Origin of the sequence: Burkholderia sp. LMG 13014 (genome assembly GCF_905232215.1) — a bacterium.
In the GTDB taxonomy this organism is placed as follows: domain Bacteria; phylum Pseudomonadota; class Gammaproteobacteria; order Burkholderiales; family Burkholderiaceae; genus Burkholderia.
The window spans coordinates 1-23850 of sequence record NZ_CAJNKE010000047.1 but is presented as its reverse complement, the minus strand read 5'-3'; the positions used below and the strand labels follow the sequence as shown (position 1 = coordinate 23850).

The 23850-nt window shown below is 61.6% G+C and carries 18 protein-coding genes, 4 pseudogenes and 1 riboswitch; of the genes and pseudogenes, 10 read left to right on the top strand and 12 right to left on the bottom strand.

From position 1 onward, the window contains the following. Nucleotides 1-36: 36 nt before the first annotated feature. From JYJ84_RS08890 to JYJ84_RS08880, 3 genes are all read right to left on the bottom strand, one after another. On the bottom strand, nt 37-1170 hold the full coding sequence (locus JYJ84_RS08890; RefSeq protein WP_175220881.1) for a hypothetical protein: 1134 nt from the start codon (nt 1168-1170) through the stop codon (nt 37-39). A gap of 64 nt (nt 1171-1234) precedes the next feature. Then, the gene (locus JYJ84_RS08885) at nt 1235-2701 is read right to left on the bottom strand and encodes a carbohydrate porin (RefSeq protein ID WP_175220884.1); all 1467 of its coding nucleotides are present in this window, start codon (nt 2699-2701) and stop codon (nt 1235-1237) included. Between the two features lie 821 nt (nt 2702-3522). Continuing rightward, nucleotides 3523-4584 carry a HoxN/HupN/NixA family nickel/cobalt transporter gene (locus JYJ84_RS08880; protein WP_175220886.1) on the bottom strand — a complete coding sequence of 354 codons (1062 nt, stop codon included), beginning with the start codon at nt 4582-4584 and terminating at the stop codon, nt 3523-3525. A gap of 36 nt (nt 4585-4620) precedes the next feature. Beyond that, nucleotides 4621-4771, bottom strand: a riboswitch (cobalamin riboswitch). Nucleotides 4772-4933: 162 nt separating this feature from the next. Here JYJ84_RS08880 and JYJ84_RS08875 point away from each other — a divergent pair. The 5 genes from JYJ84_RS08875 (at nt 4934) to JYJ84_RS08855 (ending at nt 8177) form a co-directional block, all read left to right on the top strand. After that, nucleotides 4934-5314, top strand: a complete 381-nt coding sequence (locus JYJ84_RS08875) for a DUF2946 domain-containing protein (protein ID WP_175220888.1) — start codon at nt 4934-4936, stop codon at nt 5312-5314. Between the two features lie 109 nt (nt 5315-5423). Then, nucleotides 5424-6341, top strand: a complete 918-nt coding sequence (locus JYJ84_RS08870) for a hypothetical protein (protein WP_175220890.1) — start codon at nt 5424-5426, stop codon at nt 6339-6341. Nucleotides 6342-6357: 16 nt separating this feature from the next. Then, nucleotides 6358-6723 (top strand): copper resistance protein CopC, encoded by a 366-nt coding sequence (locus JYJ84_RS08865; protein ID WP_175220892.1) that lies wholly within the window; start codon nt 6358-6360, stop codon nt 6721-6723. Nucleotides 6724-6725: 2 nt separating this feature from the next. Continuing rightward, a complete protein-coding gene (locus JYJ84_RS08860) occupies nt 6726-7643 on the top strand; it encodes a copper resistance D family protein (RefSeq protein ID WP_175220894.1) in 918 nt (305 codons plus the stop codon). A 141-nt stretch (nt 7644-7784) separates the two neighbouring features. After that, nucleotides 7785-8177 (top strand): copper chaperone PCu(A)C, encoded by a 393-nt coding sequence (locus JYJ84_RS08855; protein ID WP_374102095.1) that lies wholly within the window; start codon nt 7785-7787, stop codon nt 8175-8177. Nucleotides 8178-8578: 401 nt separating this feature from the next. On the opposite strand, the gene JYJ84_RS08850 is transcribed toward JYJ84_RS08855, so the two are convergent. From JYJ84_RS08850 to JYJ84_RS08825, 6 genes and pseudogenes are all read right to left on the bottom strand, one after another. Beyond that, nucleotides 8579-9094 (bottom strand): HAD domain-containing protein, encoded by a 516-nt coding sequence (locus JYJ84_RS08850; protein ID WP_175220898.1) that lies wholly within the window; start codon nt 9092-9094, stop codon nt 8579-8581. A 284-nt stretch (nt 9095-9378) separates the two neighbouring features. Further along, nucleotides 9379-10185 (bottom strand): hypothetical protein, encoded by an 807-nt coding sequence (locus JYJ84_RS08845; RefSeq protein ID WP_175220900.1) that lies wholly within the window; start codon nt 10183-10185, stop codon nt 9379-9381. A 1217-nt stretch (nt 10186-11402) separates the two neighbouring features. Further along, nucleotides 11403-11879 carry a Mov34/MPN/PAD-1 family protein gene (locus JYJ84_RS38490; protein WP_175220904.1) on the bottom strand — a complete coding sequence of 159 codons (477 nt, stop codon included), beginning with the start codon at nt 11877-11879 and terminating at the stop codon, nt 11403-11405. Then, a pseudogene (locus JYJ84_RS08835) lies at nt 11867-12571 on the bottom strand (ThiF family adenylyltransferase); the annotation flags it as partial. The gene JYJ84_RS38490 and the pseudogene JYJ84_RS08835, both read right to left, overlap by 13 nt. Nucleotides 12572-12617: 46 nt before the next feature. After that, nucleotides 12618-12848 (bottom strand): annotated as a pseudogene (locus JYJ84_RS08830) (integrase core domain-containing protein); the annotation flags it as partial. Between the two features lie 219 nt (nt 12849-13067). After that, nucleotides 13068-13286 (bottom strand): DUF2188 domain-containing protein, encoded by a 219-nt coding sequence (locus JYJ84_RS08825; protein WP_175220909.1) that lies wholly within the window; start codon nt 13284-13286, stop codon nt 13068-13070. Nucleotides 13287-14038: 752 nt separating this feature from the next. Here JYJ84_RS08825 and JYJ84_RS08820 point away from each other — a divergent pair. From JYJ84_RS08820 to JYJ84_RS08810, 3 genes are all read left to right on the top strand, one after another. Then, nucleotides 14039-14563 (top strand): hypothetical protein, encoded by a 525-nt coding sequence (locus JYJ84_RS08820; RefSeq protein ID WP_236027368.1) that lies wholly within the window; start codon nt 14039-14041, stop codon nt 14561-14563. A 211-nt stretch (nt 14564-14774) separates the two neighbouring features. Next, nucleotides 14775-15257 (top strand): hypothetical protein, encoded by a 483-nt coding sequence (locus JYJ84_RS08815; protein WP_175220910.1) that lies wholly within the window; start codon nt 14775-14777, stop codon nt 15255-15257. A gap of 69 nt (nt 15258-15326) precedes the next feature. Next, nucleotides 15327-15998, top strand: coding sequence for a hypothetical protein (locus JYJ84_RS08810; protein ID WP_205189167.1), 672 nt, complete (start codon nt 15327-15329; stop codon nt 15996-15998). A 440-nt stretch (nt 15999-16438) separates the two neighbouring features. Here JYJ84_RS08810 and shc read toward each other — a convergent pair. Beyond that, nucleotides 16439-17956, bottom strand: a pseudogene (gene shc / locus JYJ84_RS08805) (squalene--hopene cyclase); the annotation flags it as partial. A gap of 53 nt (nt 17957-18009) precedes the next feature. On the opposite strand from shc, the gene JYJ84_RS08800 reads away from it, so the two are divergent. Continuing rightward, nucleotides 18010-18726 (top strand): TetR/AcrR family transcriptional regulator, encoded by a 717-nt coding sequence (locus JYJ84_RS08800; RefSeq protein ID WP_122950086.1) that lies wholly within the window; start codon nt 18010-18012, stop codon nt 18724-18726. Between the two features lie 169 nt (nt 18727-18895). On the opposite strand, the gene JYJ84_RS08795 is transcribed toward JYJ84_RS08800, so the two are convergent. Next, entirely contained in the window at nt 18896-20167 is a 1272-nt protein-coding gene (locus tag JYJ84_RS08795; RefSeq protein WP_175220914.1) for an EAL domain-containing protein, read from the bottom strand. Continuing rightward, on the bottom strand, nt 20164-22893 hold the full coding sequence (locus JYJ84_RS08790; RefSeq protein WP_175221205.1) for an ATP-binding protein: 2730 nt from the start codon (nt 22891-22893) through the stop codon (nt 20164-20166). Before JYJ84_RS08790 ends, JYJ84_RS08795 begins: the two co-directional genes overlap by 4 nt. A gap of 241 nt (nt 22894-23134) precedes the next feature. Here JYJ84_RS08790 and JYJ84_RS08785 point away from each other — a divergent pair. Next, nucleotides 23135-23850: pseudogene (locus JYJ84_RS08785) on the top strand (hypothetical protein); the annotation flags it as partial.

Sequence of the window (23850 nt, the reverse complement as noted above, 5' to 3'; positions counted from 1 at the left end):
GTGGCTGGTTGGAATCGTCTGCCATGATCGGCTCCCTTACTTCGCGAGCAACAGCGTGTTGACGTCGTCCGCGACGTAGTAGAAGCCGTCGCCTTCAGGCGTCATTGCGATGCCGAACAGGTTGCCGTTGCCGGGGGGCGACTGCGCCTTGTCGGTATTGATCCAGCGCGCGTAGATCTGCTTGCCGGCGACCGGGTCGATCTCGACGACCTGGCCGTTCTGCCCGTTGGTCGTGAGCAGGTGGCCGTTCGGCGCGGTGGCGAGCGCGAGCGGGCGGCGCAGGAAGCCGTCGGCGGTGATCTGGCGGCCGACGCCCGCGCTGGTGTCGCGCGTGAGCGGGTCGTCGATCTCGACGATGCGGTTGCCGATCGCGTCCGACACGTACAGCTTCTTCTGGTCGCCGGACAGCGCGAGGCCGGTCGGGCCGACCAGGAGCACGCCCTTGTCGGCCTGCGCGCCGAGGCCGCTCGCGACGACCGTTTCCTGCTTGATCACGGGCGGCTTGCCGGCCGGCACGTCGAGGTCGAGACGCAGCACGGTCGCCTGCTTGTAGACGGGCGGGTTGCCGTCCGCGCCGCCGACGCCGAAGCCGGCCATGCTGACGAACAGCGTCGCGCTGTCGCCGCGGTCGACCACGGCCATGTTGCCCCACGGGTCGTTGATGTTCGGGGTCGACCACGTCGATGCGATCTTGCCCTGCGGATCGAGCACGATCATGCAGCCGGCGCCCTTGGTGTTGGTCGTGCCGTCGTTGCTCGGCGTGCTGCCGACGATCACCCAGCCGGATTTCAGCATCGTCATCGCCGTCGACAGGCCGACGCCGCCCGGGCACGCCTTCAGGTCGCGCGGGATCGATGCGAACAGGCTCATCTGCTTCGTCGACGGGCGGTAGTTGACGATCGTGCTGCCGGTGCCCTGCAGGTTCGCCGAGTTGTTGAAATTGTCGACGAGCACGTCGCCCGCCTGGATCGTGCCGGCCGACACCGGCGCGACCGCGATCGCGTACGGGTTCTGGTCGCCGTTGTCCGGCACCGTGTTGACGAGCGTGGTGTGGCGATGCACGGTTTCGAGGAAACCTTGCGGCTCGGCGAATGCGCCGGCGGCGGCCGTCAGCGCGGCGGCGGCCAGTGCGCCCGTCGCGAGGCGGCGAAGCGGGGCGGATTGGATCATGTGAGTCTCCTGGGGAGCGCGCCGTCCGGGCGGCGCGCGAAAAGGGGTAGCGTGGGCGCGTCGCTCAGAATGTGATCGTCGTCCGCGCGCCGATCACGAACGTGTTGCGCAGCGGCTGGGTCGCGTCGCTCGGGTTCTGGCCGGCGCCGGCATTGAACGTGTATTGCGCGTCGGCCTGGACGATCCACCACGGGTTGACCTGGTACTGGTAGGTCGCTTCGAGCGTCGTCTCGCGGGTGCGCACGCCGTACGGGCCGGTGGCGAACGACTGCGCGGTCTGGTCGAGGTCGGTCACGTGGTTGCCGACCTGCGCGTAGGCGACTCCCAGGCCGATGCTGTCGTTGTCGCGCCCCGCGAACGGGCCCTTCAGCACGATGCCAGCGTTGGCCGACAAGCTCACCAGATTGCGGTCGCCCGGCGCGGCCATCACGCGCGCGAACACGCCGAGGCTGCGCGGGCCGGTCGGATCCGGACGCCAGATCATCTGGTCGACGACCGCGTAGATGCTGTAGTCGCCGTGGTGCGTCTGCGCGATGCCGTTGGACGCGGGGTTCGTGAGCGACAGCCCGTCGGTGCCTACGTTCTGGTCCGCGAAGCGGCCGTTGTGATACCAGACGCCGATCTTGTAGGTGCCCGGCAGCCCGTTCGAGTGGCCGGTGTCCATTTCGCCGTCGGCCGGCTGGTTCAGCGCGTACTGCAGTTCGCCGATGAAGAGCGCACCGTTGTACAGGTTGAAGTTCGTGCCGCTCAGGTTGTTCGGGTTGTTGCCGAGCGGATCGCCGTCGAACACGCCCGCAAGCGCGGTGAGTTTCGGCGTGATCTGCCCGCGCACGCGTACACCAAGCGCCGAGAGCGGGTACGCCGGGCCGCCGCTCGGCAGGTCGTAAGACGGCAGCGCGGGCCAGCCGAACATCGTGTTGACGAAGATGTTCGCGTACGTGCTGACGATGAATTCCTGGTCCAGGCTCTGCTGGCCGATCTTCACGTCGACGCGCTTGTCGAAGAACGACTGCTGGTACCACATCTCCCAGAGGCGCGTCGTGTCCTGCGCCTCGATGCCGCTCGCGGTGTTCAGCGTGCCGAGGTTCCTCGCGCTCAGGTTGGTGCCGTGGATCTGCAGCGCGCTGACGTTGAACGTGCCGCCGGGCAGGCCGATCGCCTTCTGCGTATCGACCGTCAACGTCGCCGTGGTCAGTCCGTCGTACGTGCCGCCGCGGTTCAGGCCGCCGCGCAGGTTCGCGAGGTATTCGCTGGTTTCGGTGATCTGCAGCGTCGCGCCGTACTTGCCGAGCCACGGTCGGATGCCGCCCATGTCGCCGAGCAGGTTCTGGCGGGTCCAGACGCCGGTCCACATGTTGGTCGGCTTCGCCTGGATTGCCAGGTCGGCCTCGGGCGATTCGGGTTGCGCGTCGACCGGCACATCGGCATACGCACCGGCGCAGGCGAGCGTCGCGCCGGCGAGGATGGCCGCACAGGCGGCGGGGCGCATCCGGGCGCGGAGGCGGGCTCCATGGCGCGACGCAAACTTCATATCAACCCCTTGGTTTTATTTAATCTGTAATCCTGCATTTAAGGCGCGATCCGCACACTCGACGCCAATTGAACTGGCAAGCAGAATCTGGTGTAAAAGGCAGCCTGTTTATGGGCGTCGAAATGGCAATTCAGCGGTGACACGTGGATTCATCGACCGAATTCACGCTGTCTGGCAGGCCCGACGGTACGAAGCCAGATTCGTGCCAATGTACGCATCCTAAGGAAAAAGCGAGGTGTCCATGTCGTGTGAAACACCCGCCGGGCCCGTGTTGTTTCATACCTGCAACCTGTTTCCGCAAACGTTGATGCAAGCAGGCTACTAATTGAAGGGTGCGGCGACTCTCCAAGGCCAGCCGGTGATCGGCCCGAAATGTTACTTAACCTGTCTGATAGGTGTCGCACGGATGTACCAGGAGCACCGCGACGCGGACAGCGGGGCTCGATGTTTCAACGCTGAAACGTCAGTGGTTTTATCCGGGTGACTACGAGTGTGGGGAATCTTCAGGACTCAGAGGAACCGCCGATGGGTTTCGGCGAAAGATCCGATCAAAGTTGTAAATGCCGGACAAGAGACCAAGAAAGCTTGCTCGACACGGGGTCAAAGTACTTGGAAGTGCGTTGGTGAGGTACAGGATTGCAGCATAGTCGCTTTGATAGCGAGCTTGTATTGCGCATGCCGGATTGTGCCGCTTGATGGCCGTGCAACGGGGAAATGTGTTTCCGGTCCGTTGACAGAGCGATGAGGCAGGGTATCCGTGCTCGAGCTCAGGACGTTGGCGAAAGGCCGGGCGGAAACATCCGCCCTTTGTCGTCGTCTGGTCAGGTTCGCGGGTTTAACAACTCTTCGTCAAAGCGCTTCACACGATAGATCACGATCGATGCAATCCAGCTGACGGCGAAGATGCCGATGATGATGTAACCGAGCACGCCGAAGTTGTCATTGAGGGCGCCGACCCCGTCCCACACCGCGCCCTTCAGCCCCAACTGATCAGCGAGCAGGCCGAGCGCCTCGATGCCACCGATGACGAGTGCCACCACGATCGATACGAGGGTGATCGTCATGTTGTAGTAGATCTTGCGCAGCGGTTTCTGGTAAGCCCAGCCGTAAGCGCCCAGCATCAGGTGGCCGTCGAGCGTATCGACGAGCGACATCCCTGCGCTGAACAGCACCGGAAAAACCATGATGGCCCACGGCGACAGGCCCTTCGCCGCCTGTGTCGCAGCGATGCCGAGCAGGCTGATCTCGGTCGCCGTGTCGAAACCGAGGCCGAACAGGAGGCCGATCGGATACATGTGCCAACTCCGCGTCACGAGCCGGAACAGCGGGCGGAACAACCGAGCGAGAAAGCTCCGATCGGCGAGAAGCATGTCGAAATCGTCGTCGACGTATGCGCCGCCACTGCGGACGTGACGCCAGGCACGGTAGATACCGCGCAGGATCATGAAGTTCATCAGCGCGAGCGCGAACAGGAAAAACGCGGAAACGGCCGTGCCGATGATGCCGCCGATCGCCTTGAAGTTGTCGAACCGGCTCTGTATCGCCGTGGTCGCGAGCGCGACCGCGATCGATGCGAGTACGACGACGGTCGAATGGCCAAGCGAGAAGAACAACCCGACCGCGGCCGGTCGCTTTTTTTCCTGCATCAGCTTGCGCGTGACGTTGTCGATCGCGGCGATATGGTCGGCGTCGACCGCATGGCGGAGCCCAAAGCCGTATGCGAGCATCGCGGTGCCAAGCAGGATCGGATAGGCATGGAACGCCACCAGGGCCCATACCCATGCAAACACGTTGATGGCGATCAGCACGCCATAGATGCCCAGCAACTTCCGCCGTACGCTGAGATTCGAGTCGTTGAAAATCTGGGTGAATCGGTCAAGCATCGCAAATCTCCCGGAAAGCACGCGTTCCGAATAGTGAAGGGGCAGGTGCATAACGAGGTCTGGCTTCGGGATCGACTGCGATTTCAAATCGCTGTCCCGACACAGTGGCGCGACCGTACCGGAATCTCACCGGTTTCCCGTTGTGTCTGCTTCAAGATAAATCAGCACCGCTTATACCTCGCGGAAACGGAAAAGTCGATTCCGTTTGCGACGGTGATCGATTCGCATTCTTTCAAATTGCATTCTGAAACATCGCATTCGTTTACTCAAATATTTCAATGGCTTGCTCCCGTTTTCAGCATGGCATAATCGCCGTCCGTCACACCTCACGTCATCGTCATTGCGCGTCATGCACGTCGCCCGTTTCCGCAAGCCCGGTAGCCTGATCGGATTGATCGCAATCCTGATGATGGCGCTCGCCCCTGCGGTTTCGCAGATGATGATGTCGCGCCACAGGCTAGTCGACGCACTCACTGTCTATTGCTCGGCCAGCCTCGACGAGGTGTCGGCCGCGCATGACGGCAAGCCTGTGCATACGGCAAAGACGCACTGGCAGGCTTGCCCGTATTGCAGTTTCGTCGCTCACGCGACGGCATTGCCAGGGCATGCCGTCGCGCTCGCAGCTCTGCGTCCCGGCTCGCAGCGGCCGGCCGTATCGGCCTCGAATCCGGCACGCACCAGCCTCGTCCACACGGTCGCGCAATCGCGCGCGCCTCCCGCGTTCTCCTGATTTCGTCTGATTTTTCTACCTGACAAGCCGCCGCTTCGCGACTGGAGCGAGCGGCCGTGCGTCGCGCATACGCGCGACAATATCGAACGACAACCGGAGAACACACAACATGCCCCGCTTGACTGAATGGCACGCGCCCCGCGCATGTGCCGCGCTGCTGGCCGCCTTTGCCGGCCTGTCCCATGCTTCTTTCGCGAACGCGCACGCCGTGGTCGGCGATCGCGTCTTTCCCGCGACGATGACCGTGGACGATCCCGGCGTCGGCGACGAATTCGACACGCAGTTCGGCCATATCAAGTCCCCCGACGGCAACGGCAACAACATCAACGTCAATACCGTGTCGTACGAGTGGGACAAGCTGATCACGAAGAATCTCGCGTTCAGCGTCTCCAGCCAGTACGTGTCGCAGAACGCGCCGGACGGCGGCTCCGCGAAGGGGTGGGACAACGTCGAGCTCGGCGTGAAATACCTGGCCTACACGAACCCTGAACACGAGTTCATGGCGTCAGTCGGCCTGAAAGCCGAACTCGGCGGCACCGGCGCGAAATCGATCGCGAGCCCGTATTCGACGTTCACGCCGACCGTCTATCTCGGCAAGGGCTTCGGCGATCTGCCGGCGTCGCTCGGCTATCTGCGCCCGCTCGCGCTCACGGCCGAACTCGGGCCGAACCTGACCACCGCGTCGTCCGACCAGGGGCCGAATTCGTTCGGCTGGGGCATGACGCTGCAATACAGCATCCCGTACCTGCAGCAGCAGGTGAAGAACCTCGGCCTGCCGCAGCCGCTCAGCAACATGGTCTTCGTCGTCGAGGCGCCGATGAGCACCTGCACCGCGGGCGCGTGTTCGGGCCAGACGACCGGGACGATCAATCCGGGGGTACTGTGGCTCAATCGCTATGGGCAGTTCGGCGTCGAGGCGCAGATCCCGGTCAATCGCGCGAGCGGCAATCACATCGGCGTGATCTTCGACGCGCATCTGTATTTCGACGACCTGTTCCCCGGCTCGCTCGGCAAGCCGCTGTTCTGATCGACGGAGAAACGCCATGAAGCGATTGACCACCCTGCGCATGGCCGCCGCCGCGCTGCTGATCGCGGGCGCGCAGTTCGCGCACGCCCATGCGTTCCCGACGCATCAAGTGCCGTCCGCGGGCGAGACCGTGACCGGCGCGCCGAAGACAGTCGCGATCGATTTCGACGACGGGCTCGAGCCCGCGTTCAGCTCGATCGCCGTCACCGATGCGCAGGGCCACGCCGTCACGAGCGGCAAGGCCCAGGTCGATGCGTCGAACCGCAAGCACATGTCCGTCGCGCTGAATCCGCTCACGCCGGGCGTCTACACGGTCGCATGGGTGGCCGTCGCGCTCGACGGCCATCGGACGCAGGGGCACTATACGTTTACGGTGAAGTAGCCGTGGACGTGCTCGTCAACGCGCAGATCGCGTTGGCCGCTGTGCAGGACCTGCTGCTCGCCACAGCGGCGGGCTTGCTCGCGTGTGGCTGCATCGACCGGCGCATCGGATTGTTCGACCAGCGGGCGCTGCGCGTCGTGCGTACTGCGCTCGGCCTCGCGCTTGCGCTGACGGCGTTCGGCTATCTTTGGCTGCAAGCCGCCGTAATGAGCGGCTCGCCGCTCGGCGACGCCGGGCCTGCCATCGTGGCCGTGCTCACGGAATCGCATTTCGGTGTCGCCTGGTCGATCGGATGTTCAGGCGCGCTGCTCGTCGCGGTGGGCATACTCGCGCGCGGCCACGATGCCGTGCCGTGCGCGGCGGGCATCCTGCTCTGGGCCGCTGGCAAGGTGGCCATGGGTCACGCGGCCGATGGCGGCGACTTTTCGTGGCGCGAAGCGGTGCACCTGACGCACGTACTCGCGACAGCGACATGGGCCGGTGGCGTGATCGCCGCCACGGCCCTGTTGCGGTGCCTCGGGCGTACCGGAGCCGCGAGCGTTCCGGTGCAGCAGACGGCTGCGTTCTGCTCCGCGCTCTCCCATCTCGCGACCGGTGCATTCGCTATCGTGCTCGTCACGGGACTCTACAACGTGCTACAGGATACGGCGCAAACCGTCGCGGTGCTGTTTGACATTGCCTGGGGCCGCGTGCTCGCGGCGAAGCTCACGTGCGTCGCGTTCGCGGCGTTGCTCGGCGGCTGGAACCGCCTGGTCGTATTGCCAGATCTGCGCTTGCGTGCCGAACGGCAGGATACGGGTTATCCGGCCGCGCAACGCCGCTTCGACATGGCGCTTGCCGTCGAGGCCGTCGTCATGGTCGAGGTCCTGGCGCTTGCAGCGTTGCTGGGCCATACGGCGCCGACAGCGGGTCCGTCCTGACGGAACGTTCTTCCACGGAAGAAAGCAAGGGCCGATCCCCAGCGTTATTCAACCATTCATGATCAAGGATCGACAATGAAATTCTCGAAGACAACGCTTTCCGTTCTCGCTTTCCTATCCGCCGCCGCATTGTCACCGGTCGTGCTTGCGGCGCCTGCACAATCGGTCGCCGTCTCCGACTGCTGGATTCGCGGGATGCCCGGCAATTTGCCGTCGGGCGGCTTCTTCAACGTGAAGAACAGCAGCGGCAACCCGATCGATCTGACTGGCGTCGACAGCGATGCGTTCGGCATGGCGATGCTGCACCAGACCCAATCGAACGGAAGCACGTCGACCATGGTGATGGTCGACAAGGCGACGGTACCGGCCGGCGGCACGCTGTCGTTCGCTCCGGGCGGCTATCACCTGATGCTTGAGAAGCCGACGCATCCGCTGAAGGTCGGTACGGAGCTGCCGCTCACCTTTACCTTCGGGGACGGCGAGAAAATCACCGCGCAGTGCACGGTGAAGGCGGCGGGAACGATGGCGAAGTAAACCGGGAAAACGAACACGCCGGTGCGGATACGCACCGGCATGCGCCTACCATTTGAACGTCTGCCAGCGGTACGTATCGTCGAGCGACTCGATGACGAGCCGCTCGACCGGAACGGGTTTGACCGACCCGTACCATTCGAGCGGATCCGCGCCTTTGACCTGCTCTCCTCTTTATGACGTGCCTCGAGCAGGCTGAGTTAGGGCACGAAATGGTGCTGCTGAGGCCCCAAATTGCCCGGCACTATCGAGAAGCGCGCATAAATGATGCTGTCTGAGTAACAGAGCGCATCGGCGAACGAAGTGGCGGTGCATCCCCTCCAAGCTATTGGCGTTGCCTTTAGCGTTCCAGTTCGCTCGACCTTTCGTGGTGAAAAGAGTTTTTGACGAGGTGGTGCTTACGGCTATCGAAGACTGTTTTCCTTGGAAGAGCTCCGTACAAATCGTTCACATAGACGGGTCCGAAAATATTCGATGACAACCGGATCGCCTAGCCCGGCATCCGTTTGACAGTGAAGCAGCTGTTCGCGGTAACCGTGAAATCCATCTCGCCGGTCATCGATTGCGAGCCATGACACAAGGTTGTGGCGCCGAACATAGCGCAGAATCTGACTACCGCGTGTTTCCGTAGGCCATAAAGCGGGGTCGTCGCGCTCAACATCGTAGGTGGCGTCTACTACGCGTTGCCGCAAGCTTTCCAGGGGGAGTGCGTGGCGCGCATGCTCAAGGCCGAAGCGGAAACACCAGTCCGTCGACAGCACAATCTCGATTTGTGGGTACGGCTCAAGCAACTCCTCCAGTACCTGGGCATACTCGAATAGTTCAATGTCGGGTGCGCTGCTCACAACGCCTTCGGGCGTGATGTAGCTATCGCTTCGATGCAGTACGCCGTCATAGTCCAGGAAGAGCACGTGTCGCATGATATGGTCACCGGAATTGTCCGAGAACTCGCTCTGGGGCGCGCAAGGTCATCGAAACTGTCCTCTAAGTCATCTGTTCGCCCAAGAAGTCCACAAATTTGTGCTCACGAGGCAGTCGCAAAGCATCATCCAGAAAATTAAGGAGACTTTCCCTCTTGCTTCTAGCTGCGGGCGATGCGAAGCGAACAATTTTTGTGACCTTGCCTCCGAACGGGCAACCAGGTCGTGCGTGCATGGAAACGGAAGTGGGAGCAAAGCCGTAGCAGGCAAATCCCTGTCCATAGCTACGCCTTGGCATCCGCGAGTGCCGTTGTCAGTAGTTTGCGCACTACGTCGACGATGTCATCGCCTTCATCGATAGGAACCGGCCCCACTTTGTTCGTCGTCGCGTCGCAGGTCCAAATGCTTGCATAGCTCGCGTTCCCATAAACCGTTACGTCGAGCCGAAGTTCTCGCACATGATCCGACATGCCACCCGCGTCCTTGGTTACAAGGACCGTCGCCGCATTGAGTCGCGGATATGGCCCATCCGGTCGCATATTGGGACCGTCACTCAACGCAGCCAACGCTCGACGACATACACTCGCGCGCGGGTCCTGCTCCACTGTCCCCGTGCAGACGCGTGCCTCCGACAGGGTATTGGCGCCCGTGTTCGAACTGCTGTAGATTTCAACCGTTGTGCGCCACCACTGAGCAGCCCACTTTTTCGCGACCTTGAGCAGCCGGAGATATTCGACATCGGTTTGTAATGCATCAAGAGGGGTCAGAGCAGCAAGCGAACCCCAAGCCGTGGTGAGATATTCCCATCGCACAGACGCTGGTGCGGGAAAAATGATGCGACATACCTTGCGCAGCCGGCGCCGGTCGTAAAGGGGGGAGGCAAGTAGTGCCGGATAGTACGGTGTTCCGTCAACAGCGATAGAAAAGACGCCACCGCTGCCTTCAAGCCGCGCGAGTTGCCACAAGCTCATGCCAAGACGTTTCGCGAAAAGCGGTGCCGGCAAGAGCTCACCGTCGTGCACCTGCTGCTTCAATGCCTGAGCAGCTGCATGACGCAGCTTGTCGAGATACGCGCAAGATACCCTGCTCACAGCTCAATATTCTCCTCGAGTACTGAATTCATACGCGAAGACCAAACCTACCAACGTCGAATAACTTCCGTCAATATTTATTTCGGATAACTTGGCAAATTACTTGTTTAACGCTATACGAAAGCGTTTTTTCGTAAAGATGCGGGCCACCTTCGATTTCGATGCATGTGGAATACCCAATGCGACGTCTACGTAAGCCGACTGCTAGTCAGAGTATCCGGTCAATAGGAAAGCTCGTGGATTCGAATCGGCATTGATTTTTATGCTTCATATGCTGTTTTCATTTGCAACTCCTCCAAGTAGTTGCTTGGTGACATCGACGTGGGATTGCACGCTGTTTACCCTGCACCACTGTCCCCAGACATAGTCTGCATCGCTCGACCAGCTGGGTTCCCCGATGAGTTGATAGATGCGCCCGGAGATCGTTTGACCGCGTCGAGTGTGAGGGTCGAACACGACGATTGCTGAACTGACGCGCCCTGTGAAATCGCGCGTATCTGCACCTACGAAATGTCGAGTTCCTTCTTCCGTCTCGAGAATCCTCCACCGCGATAGGGTGACCTGTGGTTCCGTGGTCACGGAAGCAATTGTCCAGATTGGCATCCATATCTCCTTGTTTTCGGAGGAGGCTTTGGCGGGGATCCTGCTCTTCACGTTGCTGCGTTTTCGCGTCCGGTTCTATCCCATGCTAATCAGATTCCCGTCGAATACAAGTAGGAGAAATAGATTGTTTTAACGGTGAATTCCTTTCTCGGTTTATATTTTATTTTATTCCGTTCGGGCAATTTATGTTTTTTTGGAAGTGGCGGATATGGGTAAGTAGACCCTTGTGAGATGGCTTGCAGCCTACCCAACGGGCAGACTATGGCTAACGACCCAAACGTGTTGCTATCAGTCTATGCCTGGATTCGCGGGCAGCTTATGTTTTATTGTTCGCAGGGCCACCTTATGTCTTATCGCGTACCGCTGCTAATCTGATGGACTTTGGTCCGCTCGGCGAAGCGCAGACGGTATTGCGTCGTCGATTTACGGCGGTGGGGCGCCTTGCTACCTGAGTGCCCGAGCGCAGTAGCGCGATCTGACTACTCGGCTACATTCCGACTGGACGTTTGTGATGACGGCGATGTACTCGGGGGAGTCATTGGGGGCGAAAACTGGGTTGATCCTGCTTGCACTTGCACATCCGGCATGGGCTATTGCTGCAGGGCGGAAGCGGGTCAGATATGTTCAGGTTGCAGTATGGTATGCGAAATATTTGGAAGTAGAAGGGCGACGCAGAGTTGACGGGTGCCAACAATAATGCCGAGCATTGGGGTATTGCCTGCGTTACGTGTCGGAAGCTGGCTCCACTGGTCAATATCGACGAGTGACGGACATGGGGTGGCCTCTGGATGTGTATGCCATTCTCCAACGTATCCGATTTCGCCGAGACTGCGCTCCCATAGCTCCACTGCCTGCTCCTGGTGGCCATAGCTTTCGCGAATGAACGAGACGCGCGTACGACGGTCGTTTGCGGCTGGTTCGGTAGCGTGGACAACTTCGAAGTGACGTCCACGCCGGCGTCCGAGAAGAATACCTCCGGCCTCTGGTTGATGTCGGTCCTGGCGATGTGCAAGGAAGGTAGCGATCACTGCATCGGACAAGAGGACGAGGACCTGCTTGTCAGGTGTCGCCCACGAATTCACGAAGCGCATGCGGGGCAAGTTGGTCTGCGTTCCGGGTTGGTATCGTCATGCCCCTTCTCATATTGATTGTCAAGGATGCGTGTGCGCAGGCGAGGTGCGGGTGCGCAGCTTGCCCAATCGAGCGTCATCTCTGCTCCGAGGCAGGCCGCCTGCATTGATACTGTGGCAGGAAATGGAACATACAGGCTTTCGCAGCCATGGCCTGCGAGGCGCACTGGAACTGCGCCGTCAACAACCGGATAGACAGGCGTTCTATCATCCGACTTGAGACATCGCACGCACGCTGCGCTATCTGAGTCACGTAACATCCCGCGAACAGCAGTTCCTGGCCCTTCAATCCACACGGTCAATGATGGCCTAAAGTGACTTCCCGAAAGCCGTTTAACAAGCAGGTGTCCCAGTGCTTCTTCCCCCGTTGCATCAATGATGAACTCAGAGTTTAGTAAGTTGACTTGCAGTACGTATGCCGGAAGCGGTCGGAGATTGGCGCCAGGAGCGCTGCGCTTCATTTCCTCCGCCAGTGCAATCGCTTTGTTGTGAAAGACATGATTCATCCCGAGACGATGACGGCCAACATTTTGTGGGAAGAGAACGTCGCAGTCGACTAGCGCCAGTTCACCTCCGCCCGTGCCGGCACCTGACTTGATCAGGCATTCTGCAAGATACCCGCCAATGGTTCCGCAGCCGACCAGCATAATGCGCTTGCCGGCAAGTGAACCGCGCCGGGAATCGTGGAGGCTTGTTGGTTTAAGTTAATGCAGGCACGTCAGCGGTATTTCTGAGTTGCCTGTAGTAGTTTGCCTCAGCCTCAGCGGGCGGGATATAGCCGAGTGGCTCCATCAGCCGGTGATGGTTGTACCAGGCCACCCATTCCAGCGTTGCCAGTTCGACGGATTCCCTTGTTTTCCAAGGGGCGCGCCGATGAATTAGTTCCGTCTTGTACAGGCCGTTGATCGTTTCAGCCAGTGCGTTATCGTATCTGCCGCAAGCGCCTTTGCGCGTTCTGCAGGGTTGAACTCTGTCTGGTGTTGGTCGGCAGCCCGTAGTCGTACCTCGATATGGGCAGATAATTTTCATTATCTGTTACAGGCTGCTGCTGACTTTGGAACCGGAAAGCTATGTTTCCCCGCTGGCGCCCGCCACTTGGAGGAGCGGTGACGATGTAAGGGCGGGAAAATCTGCTCGAATGGTTACGCGTTATTCCTTTCGCCACTTGTCCGGGTGTCCGCCGTTCGTGTTACGAACCTGTTCGATATGGATTGCGGCATCCGGGTTCAACTGCTTCGCACGATCAATTGCCTGTCCTTGAGTTGGCGCGACAGCGCTAGCTCTGTCGGAGCCCGGCTTCCGGACGGCATAGTCCCCCTGAGGACGACGTTCGACGTACAGGTTGTTGCTATCTTTTTTATTGCTCATGACAGGACTCGCGAAAAGGTCTGCACACACGAAAGGACAGTCCGAACTCACATCTGAAGATACTGCATATTGATGTCAACCTCAAGAGCTACACCATATATGGTTACCGATCAATAATTGGGGCCATATAAATAACCATCTCTGCGTTCAGCAGCGGGGTTGTTCCACGCTCAAGAGCCGAAGCATGGGAGTGCAGGAGAAGCGGCGATCGTCGCCCGTTGTTCAAGTTCTTCGTTCGCGATGTCAGCGACGCCGCCTATATAGAGTGAGAGAAGAGGGCACCGAGTAGGGCGATTTTTCGTCAGACACCTTGTAGGCCGTTCGTCGAGGGTCTACTGAGGGCACCGGACGCGGCGGTTCCGACTTCCAACGTCCCCTTTCGGGATGGCGGCTGCGTACGCGCACTAGCCGAACAAATTCATCGGTTTAGAGGAAATGCTCTAATCAAAAAAATGCCTACTAACCTCGATCACATTTTCAGCTTGGACATTAAAAACCGATCTTGGGTATCTTCTGGGCGATTTTCAAATCGAATTCTTCGGATTTACAATGCCAACCATTCTTGATTCGTGAGGTTTGCGAGCGAGCAGTCTTTATTTTTCCGGAAATCGTAAAGATAAGGATTTTCCGTTCAATACATCATCGTGCTTGTGAGGATTTTCAATATTTTCGTGCCAGGCGCTTCGGTGCTATGAAAAAAACAACATCGATTTTTATTTTCCCATGATCTTCGTGCGCCGATTTATTAATTTATGTTCGGCGTGTTTTGCCAATTTTTTTTGTGGGTGATTAAGTCGATGTCTGTATATTTTGTGGCGTGTAAAGGGCTTAGGAAGTTCGAAGGTGTGGTTGATGAGGATTTCCGGAGCGCACACTTTGATAACGACGCTGTTGAAGTGGATGGAAATTCCGAGCAACCAAACTTCGCCGACGGTCTGGAGGTTGGTTCCACGTACATGTACGAAGAGGATGCTTGGTTTGGTTTCGGGAGGCGGTATGTGTTTCATGAAAATCTGAGTAAACTCGCGCATTTCGTGGGCTACGACTGGCAGATGCCTGGCGCGGATGACCCTGGTCCATTTCGCGAGCTGTTTCGATGGGGAGGGAGCGGGACGATTGGACCTGTCGTGTCTGCAAAGCTGGTCACTGATTTCAATGAGTGGGACGAGCGAGCTCAAGCACTCGAGGACGGCGAATTTTATGAGTTCTACGGCCATTTCCGTTCAATGTTTGAGTTCGCAATGAAGAATGGCTGTGTCTTTCTTCGATGCTCATGACAGAACTATAAGTTACTCGGTAAATCGGTCGAGTCGCTACCAGCACGCGGCATTGCATTCATGTGTCGCGTGAAGTGCATATCCGCCCGTCATCCCGTCTCAGTCGCGCTATATGACGGGCGGTATTTGTTTCTGAGCGATCGTCCGCGCATCTAGAGTCGCTGCAGCGCGGGCGGCGTGTGCTTAGTCATTGTTGAAGTAATGGAGTGATATGGCTGTAGATTTTGTTGCTCGCAAGGGGTTGATAAAGTTGGACGGAATGTTCGACGCAGATTTCTGGACCAAATGCCTGAACAACGTCACGGACGTGATTGGCAACCCGGACTGCCCATACATCGCTGATGGACTGGAGGTTGGGGCTGCGTACGAATTTGAAGCGGAAAAAACGTTCTCGGTCTGCAGGAAAGAGTGCGACTTTTACGCCTATATGGAGGTGTTGGCGGAGATGGTTGGGTATCACTGGCGGATGGCTGGTGCGGACGGCCCAGGCCCGTTCCGTGAGTTGTTTCGCCATCCAGGTCAATTCGGGACTATCGGGCCGGTCACCTCGGCAAAGCTGGCTGCTGATTTTTCTGCTTGGGACGAATACGCACAGGCGCTCGGAAAACGCGGCTTCTATGCTTGGTTTACTTCGATGCGAAAAATGTTTGAGTACGCGACGAACGACGGGGGAGTGTGGCATCAATACGATTGATTCGACCTCATGTTTTCGAAGCGTCCCACGAAGAGCAGGCAGCTGCAGTGGTGATGAGAAGTAACGAACATGGACAGTCGAGACGACGGGCTGCGGTTGCATTTAGGGCAAGCCGGATTGCGTACTCACGGGCCAATAAAGATACGGAAAGAGATGGACGATATTCCAAAGCAGAAAACTGTTTCAAACACTTATGAGGAAGTGGCTGACACTGTCGTCGCTTACATGGTGGACTGCGGGCTAAAGGATGCCGATGTCAACGTCGGAGAATTTCAGTTTGCCTTCGAGCACGCATACAGGCCACTTCCGCGATTTTGGCGCGACTTCGAACTGCAACCGATAATCGAGGCCGTTTTACGGCAATATCCCACGTGGCGCTCAGCGGCCGTGCACCGCGACCAAAGTGCGCAAAACGTATTGCGTAAAGTAAGGAAACTTTTGAACCGCAGAGCATTCGATGAGGCAAACGCAGAAATGTTGATGGCGCTGCCGCAACAGGTGCGCCCGACGACTGCCGATGTTGCCTTGGATTGGATTTGCACGGAGCTCTGGAGCAGGGGGCTCAAAGCGAAGCTGAGGTTCGCGCAATGGATAGGGCTTGACTGCGGCGACAAGGCTCTCGAACTTGTGCGTTGTTTTGAGCAGGCTACGTCGGGAGTTGAATACCTGCGTCCCGCAACTCAATTCGCCCGGCAATGGCGGGACCAGTGCGTGGCCAAACGTCATACCGTCACTGCCTAGGCGGATGAACTTGTGCGCCAGAAGCTTGGGCTGTGAACCTGGCACGATGCCGAGATACCGCTTTCTCACGAAATCATCAGGAAGCACATGCTGCTTGGCTATCATCTACTCTTAGATTTCCAACGTCGTCAGCACCGTGCCGGGTGTGTTTGGGCGTCGCCATAAATCCGAGCTCCTCGAGGTCGGGCGCCAAGACGGGCCACCTCAGCTGAATCTGCTATCTCTACAGCCATGGACCCATGCTAGCGCGATTCTGCTCGTTCTAGGGTGCGTAAAATAAAGCTTTTGCACGGGGGAGATTTTCTTTTAGACAGTTTATGCTTTAATCCCGTTCGATGGGCCAAGTTATACTTTTCCGACGGAGTTGTAGCCGGCCTGCGAGCTCTATGAACAGACAGCTTATTCTTTAATCTGCGGTCACCTTTGGCCTAACGGCACAGCTTCACGTAGTCGATGCAGCGCGCGAGCGACGCGCGTTCGTCCGCGCGTTTCGTCACGCCGAAGCACAGCAGCACGCGGCCCGACACGTCCTCGGTCGGCGGATCGAGCAGTGCGCCGTGATCGGCGAACGGGATCGCGTTCAGGTACAGGCGGTCGCAATCGGCGTCGAACGCCCCGAAGCCGCCGTTGCGCGATTGCAGCCCGCGCATCCAGTCGAGCGCGCGCGCGACGCGCGGCGCATACGGGTTCGTGCCGTCCGCGTTGCAGTGCGTGCGGCCGCGGCGGTCGAGCATCGCGGTGACGACCGCGGTGTCGTCGATGTCGGGGTAGTACGGGTTCTCGTACTGGAACGCCCATCCGCCCGGCTGGACGTCGGCCGGCGCGTTCTCGATCCAGTCGCCGCGCAGGTCGTTCACCTGGCGTGCGGCCAGCCAGTCGTACGCGCGTCCGATGCGTTCGTCGAGTGCGCGCCGTGCTTCGCCCGGCTCGCCGTCTTCCGGCGCCGCCACGCCGCGCGCCTGCTCGAGCGCCATCGTGCTCCACGCGGTATCCCACACCGGCGACAGGCACGGCTGGCAATACATGCTGCCGTCGGGCCGCGTGACCAGCAGCTTTTCCAGCGCATTGTCGCAGTCGCGCCGCAGCGGGTGATCGTCCGGGTAGCCGAGCACCTGCATCATTTGATTGGCATACACGATCGGCGGGAAGATGCCGCCGAGCCCGTCCTCGCCGTTCATGCGCTCCGCGCACCACGCTTCGGCGTGGCGGATCGCGCGCTGCCGCAGGCCCTTCGGCATCAGCGGCTCGACATGGCGCACCGTGCGGTCGAGCGCGAGGAACAGCTTGCGCATGCCGCGCGCGGGCGGGAAGTATTGACGCTCCTCGTCCGGCGGCGTGACGAACAGCTCGCGCATCGAGATGTTGCGCGGATTGCGCGCGCGCGCCTTCAGCGAGCACAGCACGAGCAGCGGCACCATTGTCGTGCGCGCCCAGTACGCGACCTTGTACATCGAGATCGGCACCCACTTCGGGAACAGCACGAATTCGATCGGCATGAACGGCGCCGCGCGCCACGGCACCTGGCCGAACGTCGCGAGCAGGATGCGCGTGAACACGTTCGCGCGAGCCGCGCCGCCGAGCTTCAGGATCGCGTCGCGCGCGCGGACCATGTGCGGCGCGTGTTCGCTGTCACCCGCCGCCTTCAGAGCGAAGTACGCCTTCACGCTGCACGACACGTCCGGATCGCCGTCGACGTACAGCGCCCAGCCGCCATGCGTGTCCAACCGCTGGTTCGCGCGCAGGTAGCGCGCCATCTTCTCCTGGCGGATGTCGTCGATCTTGTCCATGAAATGCATCATCAGGATGTATTCCGCGGTGATCGTCGCATCGGATTCGAGTTCGAAACACCAACTGCCGTCGGGCTGCTGGAGACGCACGAGGGCGTCGCGTCCACGGGCGATGGCGGTGTCGAGCGCGGACCAGGGGGAGGGGGTGGCTGTAGTCATGCGGCGGATCATACCATCCGGCCGGAATGTTTATCTCGAGACGCCCGGGTGCTACCATCCGCACCATGAAAAAACACCTCGAACCCGCGCCGCGCGATGCGTCCGCGCCCGTCGAACCGGCTGGAACGGCCGGTGCGCGGGCGCCTGAGGCATCGTCGGCGCCGGCCGTTGCCACCGCCGGCGTGCGTCGAAAAAAAGCGCCGGATCAGGTGCGCGCGCAGTTGCTGGCGGCCGCATCGGAAATCGCGACCCATCACGGCGTGGCCGCGTTGACGCTCGATGCGGTGGCCGAGCGTGCCGGTGTGACGAAAGGCGCGCTGCAGTATCACTTCGCGAACAAGCAAGGGCTGCTGGATGCGCTGTTCGGGCAGGCGACCGAGCGGTTCGCCGCGCACATGGCCGCGCGGGTCGAGGCCGATTCCGGCGGCGACGGCGCGGCGGCGCGCGCATACGTACATACGGTGCTCGATGCTGTGCATCCGGCCGCGAGCACCGACGTGCTGCGCGTGCTGGTCGCGTCGATGATTACCGACCAGGACACGCGCGAACGATGGTCGGTGCCGATGCGGGAATGGACGCGGCCCGACCCCGTGCCGCTCGAGCAGGCCGCGACGCTGATGATCTGCCGGCTCGCCGCCGACGGACTGTGGATCTCGGAATTGCTCGACAGCGTACAGATGTCGGCCGAACTGCGCGCGGAAATCGTGCGGCAACTCGATCGCATGAGTGCAGGTGAGCGGCCAGCGCGTACCGGCGGCGCGACGCGCGGCCGGCGCGGCTGATCGCCACCGTCAGTCGCCGAACAACGCGACGGGATCGGCGAGGCGTCTGACGCCCGTCTTTATAGTCACGCGTCGGCCGAGCGTTCAGTCATGCAAAACAAGCGCCGGGCGACACCGTCCTGCGAGAGATTGCTGGCATTCGCAGGCGCGTTCCATACGTATGCCGACCCTAGCTCGCGGGCAACATCTGTCGCCAGTTCTCCGCGTCCCAGCGCGCGCCGGTCAGGTCGCCCTGGCAGAGGTCGCAGCCTTCCCATTTGAAGAACTGCAGGTCCGCCGCCCGCGTGACGCCGCTGGCGAGCACCTGCACGCCGAGCGTATGTCCGAGCGCGATCACCGCGCGGGCAATCGCGGCGAGCTCCGCATCGTCGGCCACGTCGCACGCGCCGCTGGCCGCGATCTGCAGCCGGTCCGGCATCAACCGGCGCAGATGCGCGAGCGAGATCGGGCCGTTGCCGATATCGTTCAGCGTGATCGACACGCCCATGTCCCGCAACTGCGCACACGCGTCGCGTGCGGCCTCGGCGCCGTCGGAGACGGACGGCAGGTTTCCGGGCAACTGGATGTCGAGTGCGCTGCCGGGCAGGCCGGCGTCGGCCAGCGCGTCGCGCACGAGGCTCGTGAGGTGCTGAAACGTATCGGCATCGTTGCCGGCCGCGGGTAGCAGCAGTGGCACGCTGATCCGCAGCGGCCGGCCGGCCGCGTCATGCGCGGGCGCGCCGTGGTCACGCTCGGCACGCCACGCGTTCGCCAGTGCGCACGCATCGCGCAGCAGCGCTGCGTTGACTGCCGATATCCGCACCGCGCCGTGGATCTTGCCGGAGACGGCCGCGTGCGGCATCCAGCCGTCGGCGACCGGCCATTCCGGCAGCAACGCAACGGACGCCGGCGTGCCGTCGGCCAGTTCGAACTGGCACTGGGCGAGCAGGCGGTAGCGGGTTGCGTCCAGAACGCGGCCGATGGCGTCGTCGTCGCTCGGGCCGTCCTGCGGCGTATGCTTTTGCCGCAACGTCTTCAGGTATTGGTAGCTGCGCAGCCCGGCAATCACCACCGAGAGTAGCTTTTGCGCGGTGAGCTCGGTTTTGACGAAGTAGCCGTTGATTTCATAGTCGGTCACGACCTGCGCCTCGGGCGCCATGCCGGGATGGCCGGTGCGCAGCACGATCTGCACGTCGGTGTTGCGCAACTGCCGGCGGATGCGCTGCACGACATCCAGCCCGGCATGGTCCGTCTCCATCACGACGTCCAGCAGCGTCAGCGCCGTGTCCGGATGAGCCGCGAGGTGGGCGAGGCATTGCTCGCCCGAGTACGCGCTGTGGAAGATCACCGGGCGGCCGGAAAAGGTCAGGTCGCGCAGCACGAGGCGGGTGACTTCGTGCACCGCGGGTTCGTCGTCGACCAGCAGGACCTGCCATGCGAGCGTCGATGCGTCTGCATTCATGAGGGATTTCCGGTGGGAACAACGGGAATGGTGGCCTTGGCCGACGGCGTGACGCGCGGCACCTGCACCAGAAAGGTGACGCCGCCGCCGTCGCGGTCTTCCACCGAAATGGTGCCGCACAGCCGCTGCGTGATCAGGTTGTAGACGAGGTGCAGCCCCAGTCCGCTGCCGCCCTGGCCGCGGCGCGACGTAAAGAACGGCTCGAAAATCTTCCCGTGCAGCGCACGCGGAATGCCGCAGCCGTCGTCGCCATGGCGGATCACGACCTCGTCGTCGGCGGCCTGTCGCGCGCTGATGGTGATGATGCCGGCGCGGCCGTCGGCGAAGCCGTGCTGCAGCGAATTCATCACGAGGTTGGTGGCGATCTGCGCGATCGGGCCGGGATAGCTGTCCATTACGATGCCGGCCGGGCAATCGATCAGCAGCGACACGCGGGTATCGCGCAGCCTCGGCTCGAGGCTCAGCAGCGTATCGCGCAGGTAGTCGCCGAGGTCGAAGCTGCGGCGCTTCTCGCTGGTCTGGTCGACGGCTACCTGCTTGAAACTTTGCACGAGCTGGGCCGCGCGGTTGGCATTGGACAACAGCAACCGGGCCGATTGCGCGGCGTCGGCAAAATAGCGTTCGAGTTCGGCGGGAGGCAACGCGCCGCGCGCATGCAGGGTCGACGCCGCGTCCGTGCGATCCTGCAGGTAGGACGCCGCGCTGACGACAATGCCGACCGGCGTATTGATCTCGTGCGCGACGCCGGCCACCAGGCCGCCCAGAGACGCCATCTTCTCGGATTCGACCAGCGTTTTGCGCGCCGATTCGAGATGGCGCAGCGACTCGACCAGTTCCGCGCGCGCCAGCTCCCGGCTTTCGTGCGTCAGCACGATCCACCACGCGCCGAAGGCCAGCAGCGGAAGCGTGGCCGTGTAGGTACGCAACAGCAGATTGCCGAAACCCGCAGCCGGCGGCGCGCCGCCCGTGGACATCAGGCGCCAGGCCAGCAGGAAGATCGCACCCATCGCCGCCGCCGCGATGAGAAACAGGCCGAAGAAGCGGGTCAGTCGCCCGGTAAAGCTCGGCGCGAGCACCCTGGCCAGCTCGCCGTGGCTTGTTGGCGCGTGCGCGTCGAGCGCGCCCGGGCGTTTGCACGCATCGTGGCAGTGGTTGTCGAGCCCGCAGCACAGCGAACAGATCGGGCCTTGATAGAACGGGCAGTGCGCCATGTCCGGCGCTTCGTAGTCACGCTCGCACACGCAGCAGCGGATCGTCTCGTCGGCATCCTGCTCGCGGTAATGCGTATTGTCGCGCGCGATGTAATGGCGTCCTCCGGTGGCGAAGGCGATGGCGATGGCGCTGGCGAACGAGGCAAGGAGCGAGATGAAGGCCGAGTAGGCCTGCGCCAGCGGGCCGAACAGGCCGGCATACGCGCAGACGCCGGCCAGCGATGCGATCACCATCGCGCCGCAGCCGACCGGATTGAAGGCGTGCAGATACGCGCGACGGAATTCCACCTCGCGCGGGCTGATGCCGAGCGGCTTGAGCACCATCAGGTCGGCCGCGAGCGCGCCCAGCCACGCGATCACCAGATTCGCGTAGACGCTGAGCACCGCTTCCAGCGTGCTGAAGATGCCGAGCAGCGTCAGCAGCAGCGCGATCACGACATTGAACACCAGCCAGACCACGCGCCCCGGATGATAGTGCGTGAGCCGCACGAACACGTTCGACCAGGCGAGCGAGCCGGCATACGCATTGGTCACATTGATCTTGATCTGCGAGACGAGCACGAACAGCAGCGCCGCCGCCAGCACGACTTCGTGCCGCTCGAACACCTCGCCGTAGGCCCACAGATACATATGGATCGGCTCCATCGCCTGCCCGCTGGGCACGCCCGCCCCGATCGCCAGCACCGCCAGCAGGCTGCCGGCCAGCACCTTGAGCCCGCCGATCAGGATCCAGCCGGGGCCCGCGAGCAGCAACGCGCTCCACCACGCGACGCGGTTTTCGCGCGTGCGTTCGGGCAGGAAGCGCAGATAGTCGACCTGCTCGCCGATCTGACCCACCAGCGAAAACAGCACGCCGGCGGCCGCACCGAAGGCCAGCAGGTCGAAGCGGGGCGAGCCGCCCCCGTTTCGGCCGGTGAACGCGGCCCATTGCGCCAGCACGTGCGGGTCGTGGTGCAGGATAGAGATGAATGGCAACACCAGTAGCACGACCCACAGCGGCTGGGTCCACATCTGCAGCTTGTTGATCAGCGTGACGCCGAAGAAAACCAGCGGCACGATCACCAGCGAGCAGATCAGATAGCCGACCGTGAGGTCGAGCCCGGTGGCCAGCGCCAGCGCCTGCGCGAGAATGGCCGATTCGAGTGCGAAGAAGATGAACGTGAAGGACGCGTATATCAGCGACGTGACGGTCGAGCCGACGTAGCCGAAGCCGGCGCCGCGCGTGAGCAGGTCGATGTCGACGTTGGACACGCTGGCGTAGTAGGCCACCGGCAGGCCGATCAGAAAGATCAGCAGGCAAACCAGCACGATCGCGGGAAACGCGTTCTGAAAACCGAAGCTCAGCGTGACGCTGGCGCCGATGGCTTCCAGCGCCAGGAACGACGCGCCGCCCAGCGCGGTGTTGGCGAGCGTGAATGGCGTCCAGCGGCGGTACGAGCGCGCCGCGTAGCGCAGCGCGTAGTCTTCGAGCGTTTCGTTCGCGACCCAGGATTGATACTCTCGTTTGATGCGCATGGTGTGGGCGTCGGTGCGGATTGCGCTGACTGCGGGCGCTCCGATTATTGTCGGATTACCGATGCGATGCAACGATGCGCGGCCGGCCGCTGCGTGTCGGGCGAGGTGCGAGCGACCGCGCGGGTCTTGACTTTTGCGGCCCGAGCGAAAAAACTTGCCGGCGAATCATTCGCACGCAGATCGCACCGTTTCAGTTGCGCTGCGCGACACACCGCAGTAGGGACCCAAGGAGGAGGCGCGGTTGTCAGCGCACAATGCCGATACGCCAGAGACGGGCGAACTGCTTTACCGCATTCATGCCGCCCGCGATGAAGATGCCTGGCGTGGCGTGATGGCGCAACTGCGCGCGCGCTTTGACGCCGCGTCGGCGGTGCTGGCGCAGCGCCATCTTGCCAGCGGCCAGGGCGAAGTGCTGTACGGCGCGCCGGACGATCCCGCCTTCGCGCGCGCGTTTGCCGAGTACGCGCCGCGCAATCCCTGGTTCCTGTCGACCGATGTCTGTCAGCCGCTGCATGTCAGCAGCGGCGACGAGATATTGGGCAACCGCGAGCTGCTCCGCACCGACTACTACAAGATCCTGCTGCATCCGCAGCGCCTGCTGCACCGGCTGTGCGGCGTGGTTGCGCGCGACGAGGACGTACTGTGTTACGTCGAGCTGTATCGCAGCGAAGGGCAGCGGCGCTTCGGCGCCCGGGAGAAGAGCGAATTTCGCAGTTTGCTGGCGCATATCGCGCTGGCCATGGAGAACCGCTGGCACCGTCGCCATGCCGCCGATCTGGGGCAGGTGCTGATGCATGTCATCGACGGCCACGCCAATGCGACCTTCCTGGTCGAACCGGACGGCCGCATCGTCTACAGCAACCGCAATGCGCAAGCGCTGTGCGAGCAGGGCAGCGGTCTGCGCTGCGACGGAGCGTATCTGGCCGCCGTGACGCCGGCCGATCAGCGCGCGCTGCG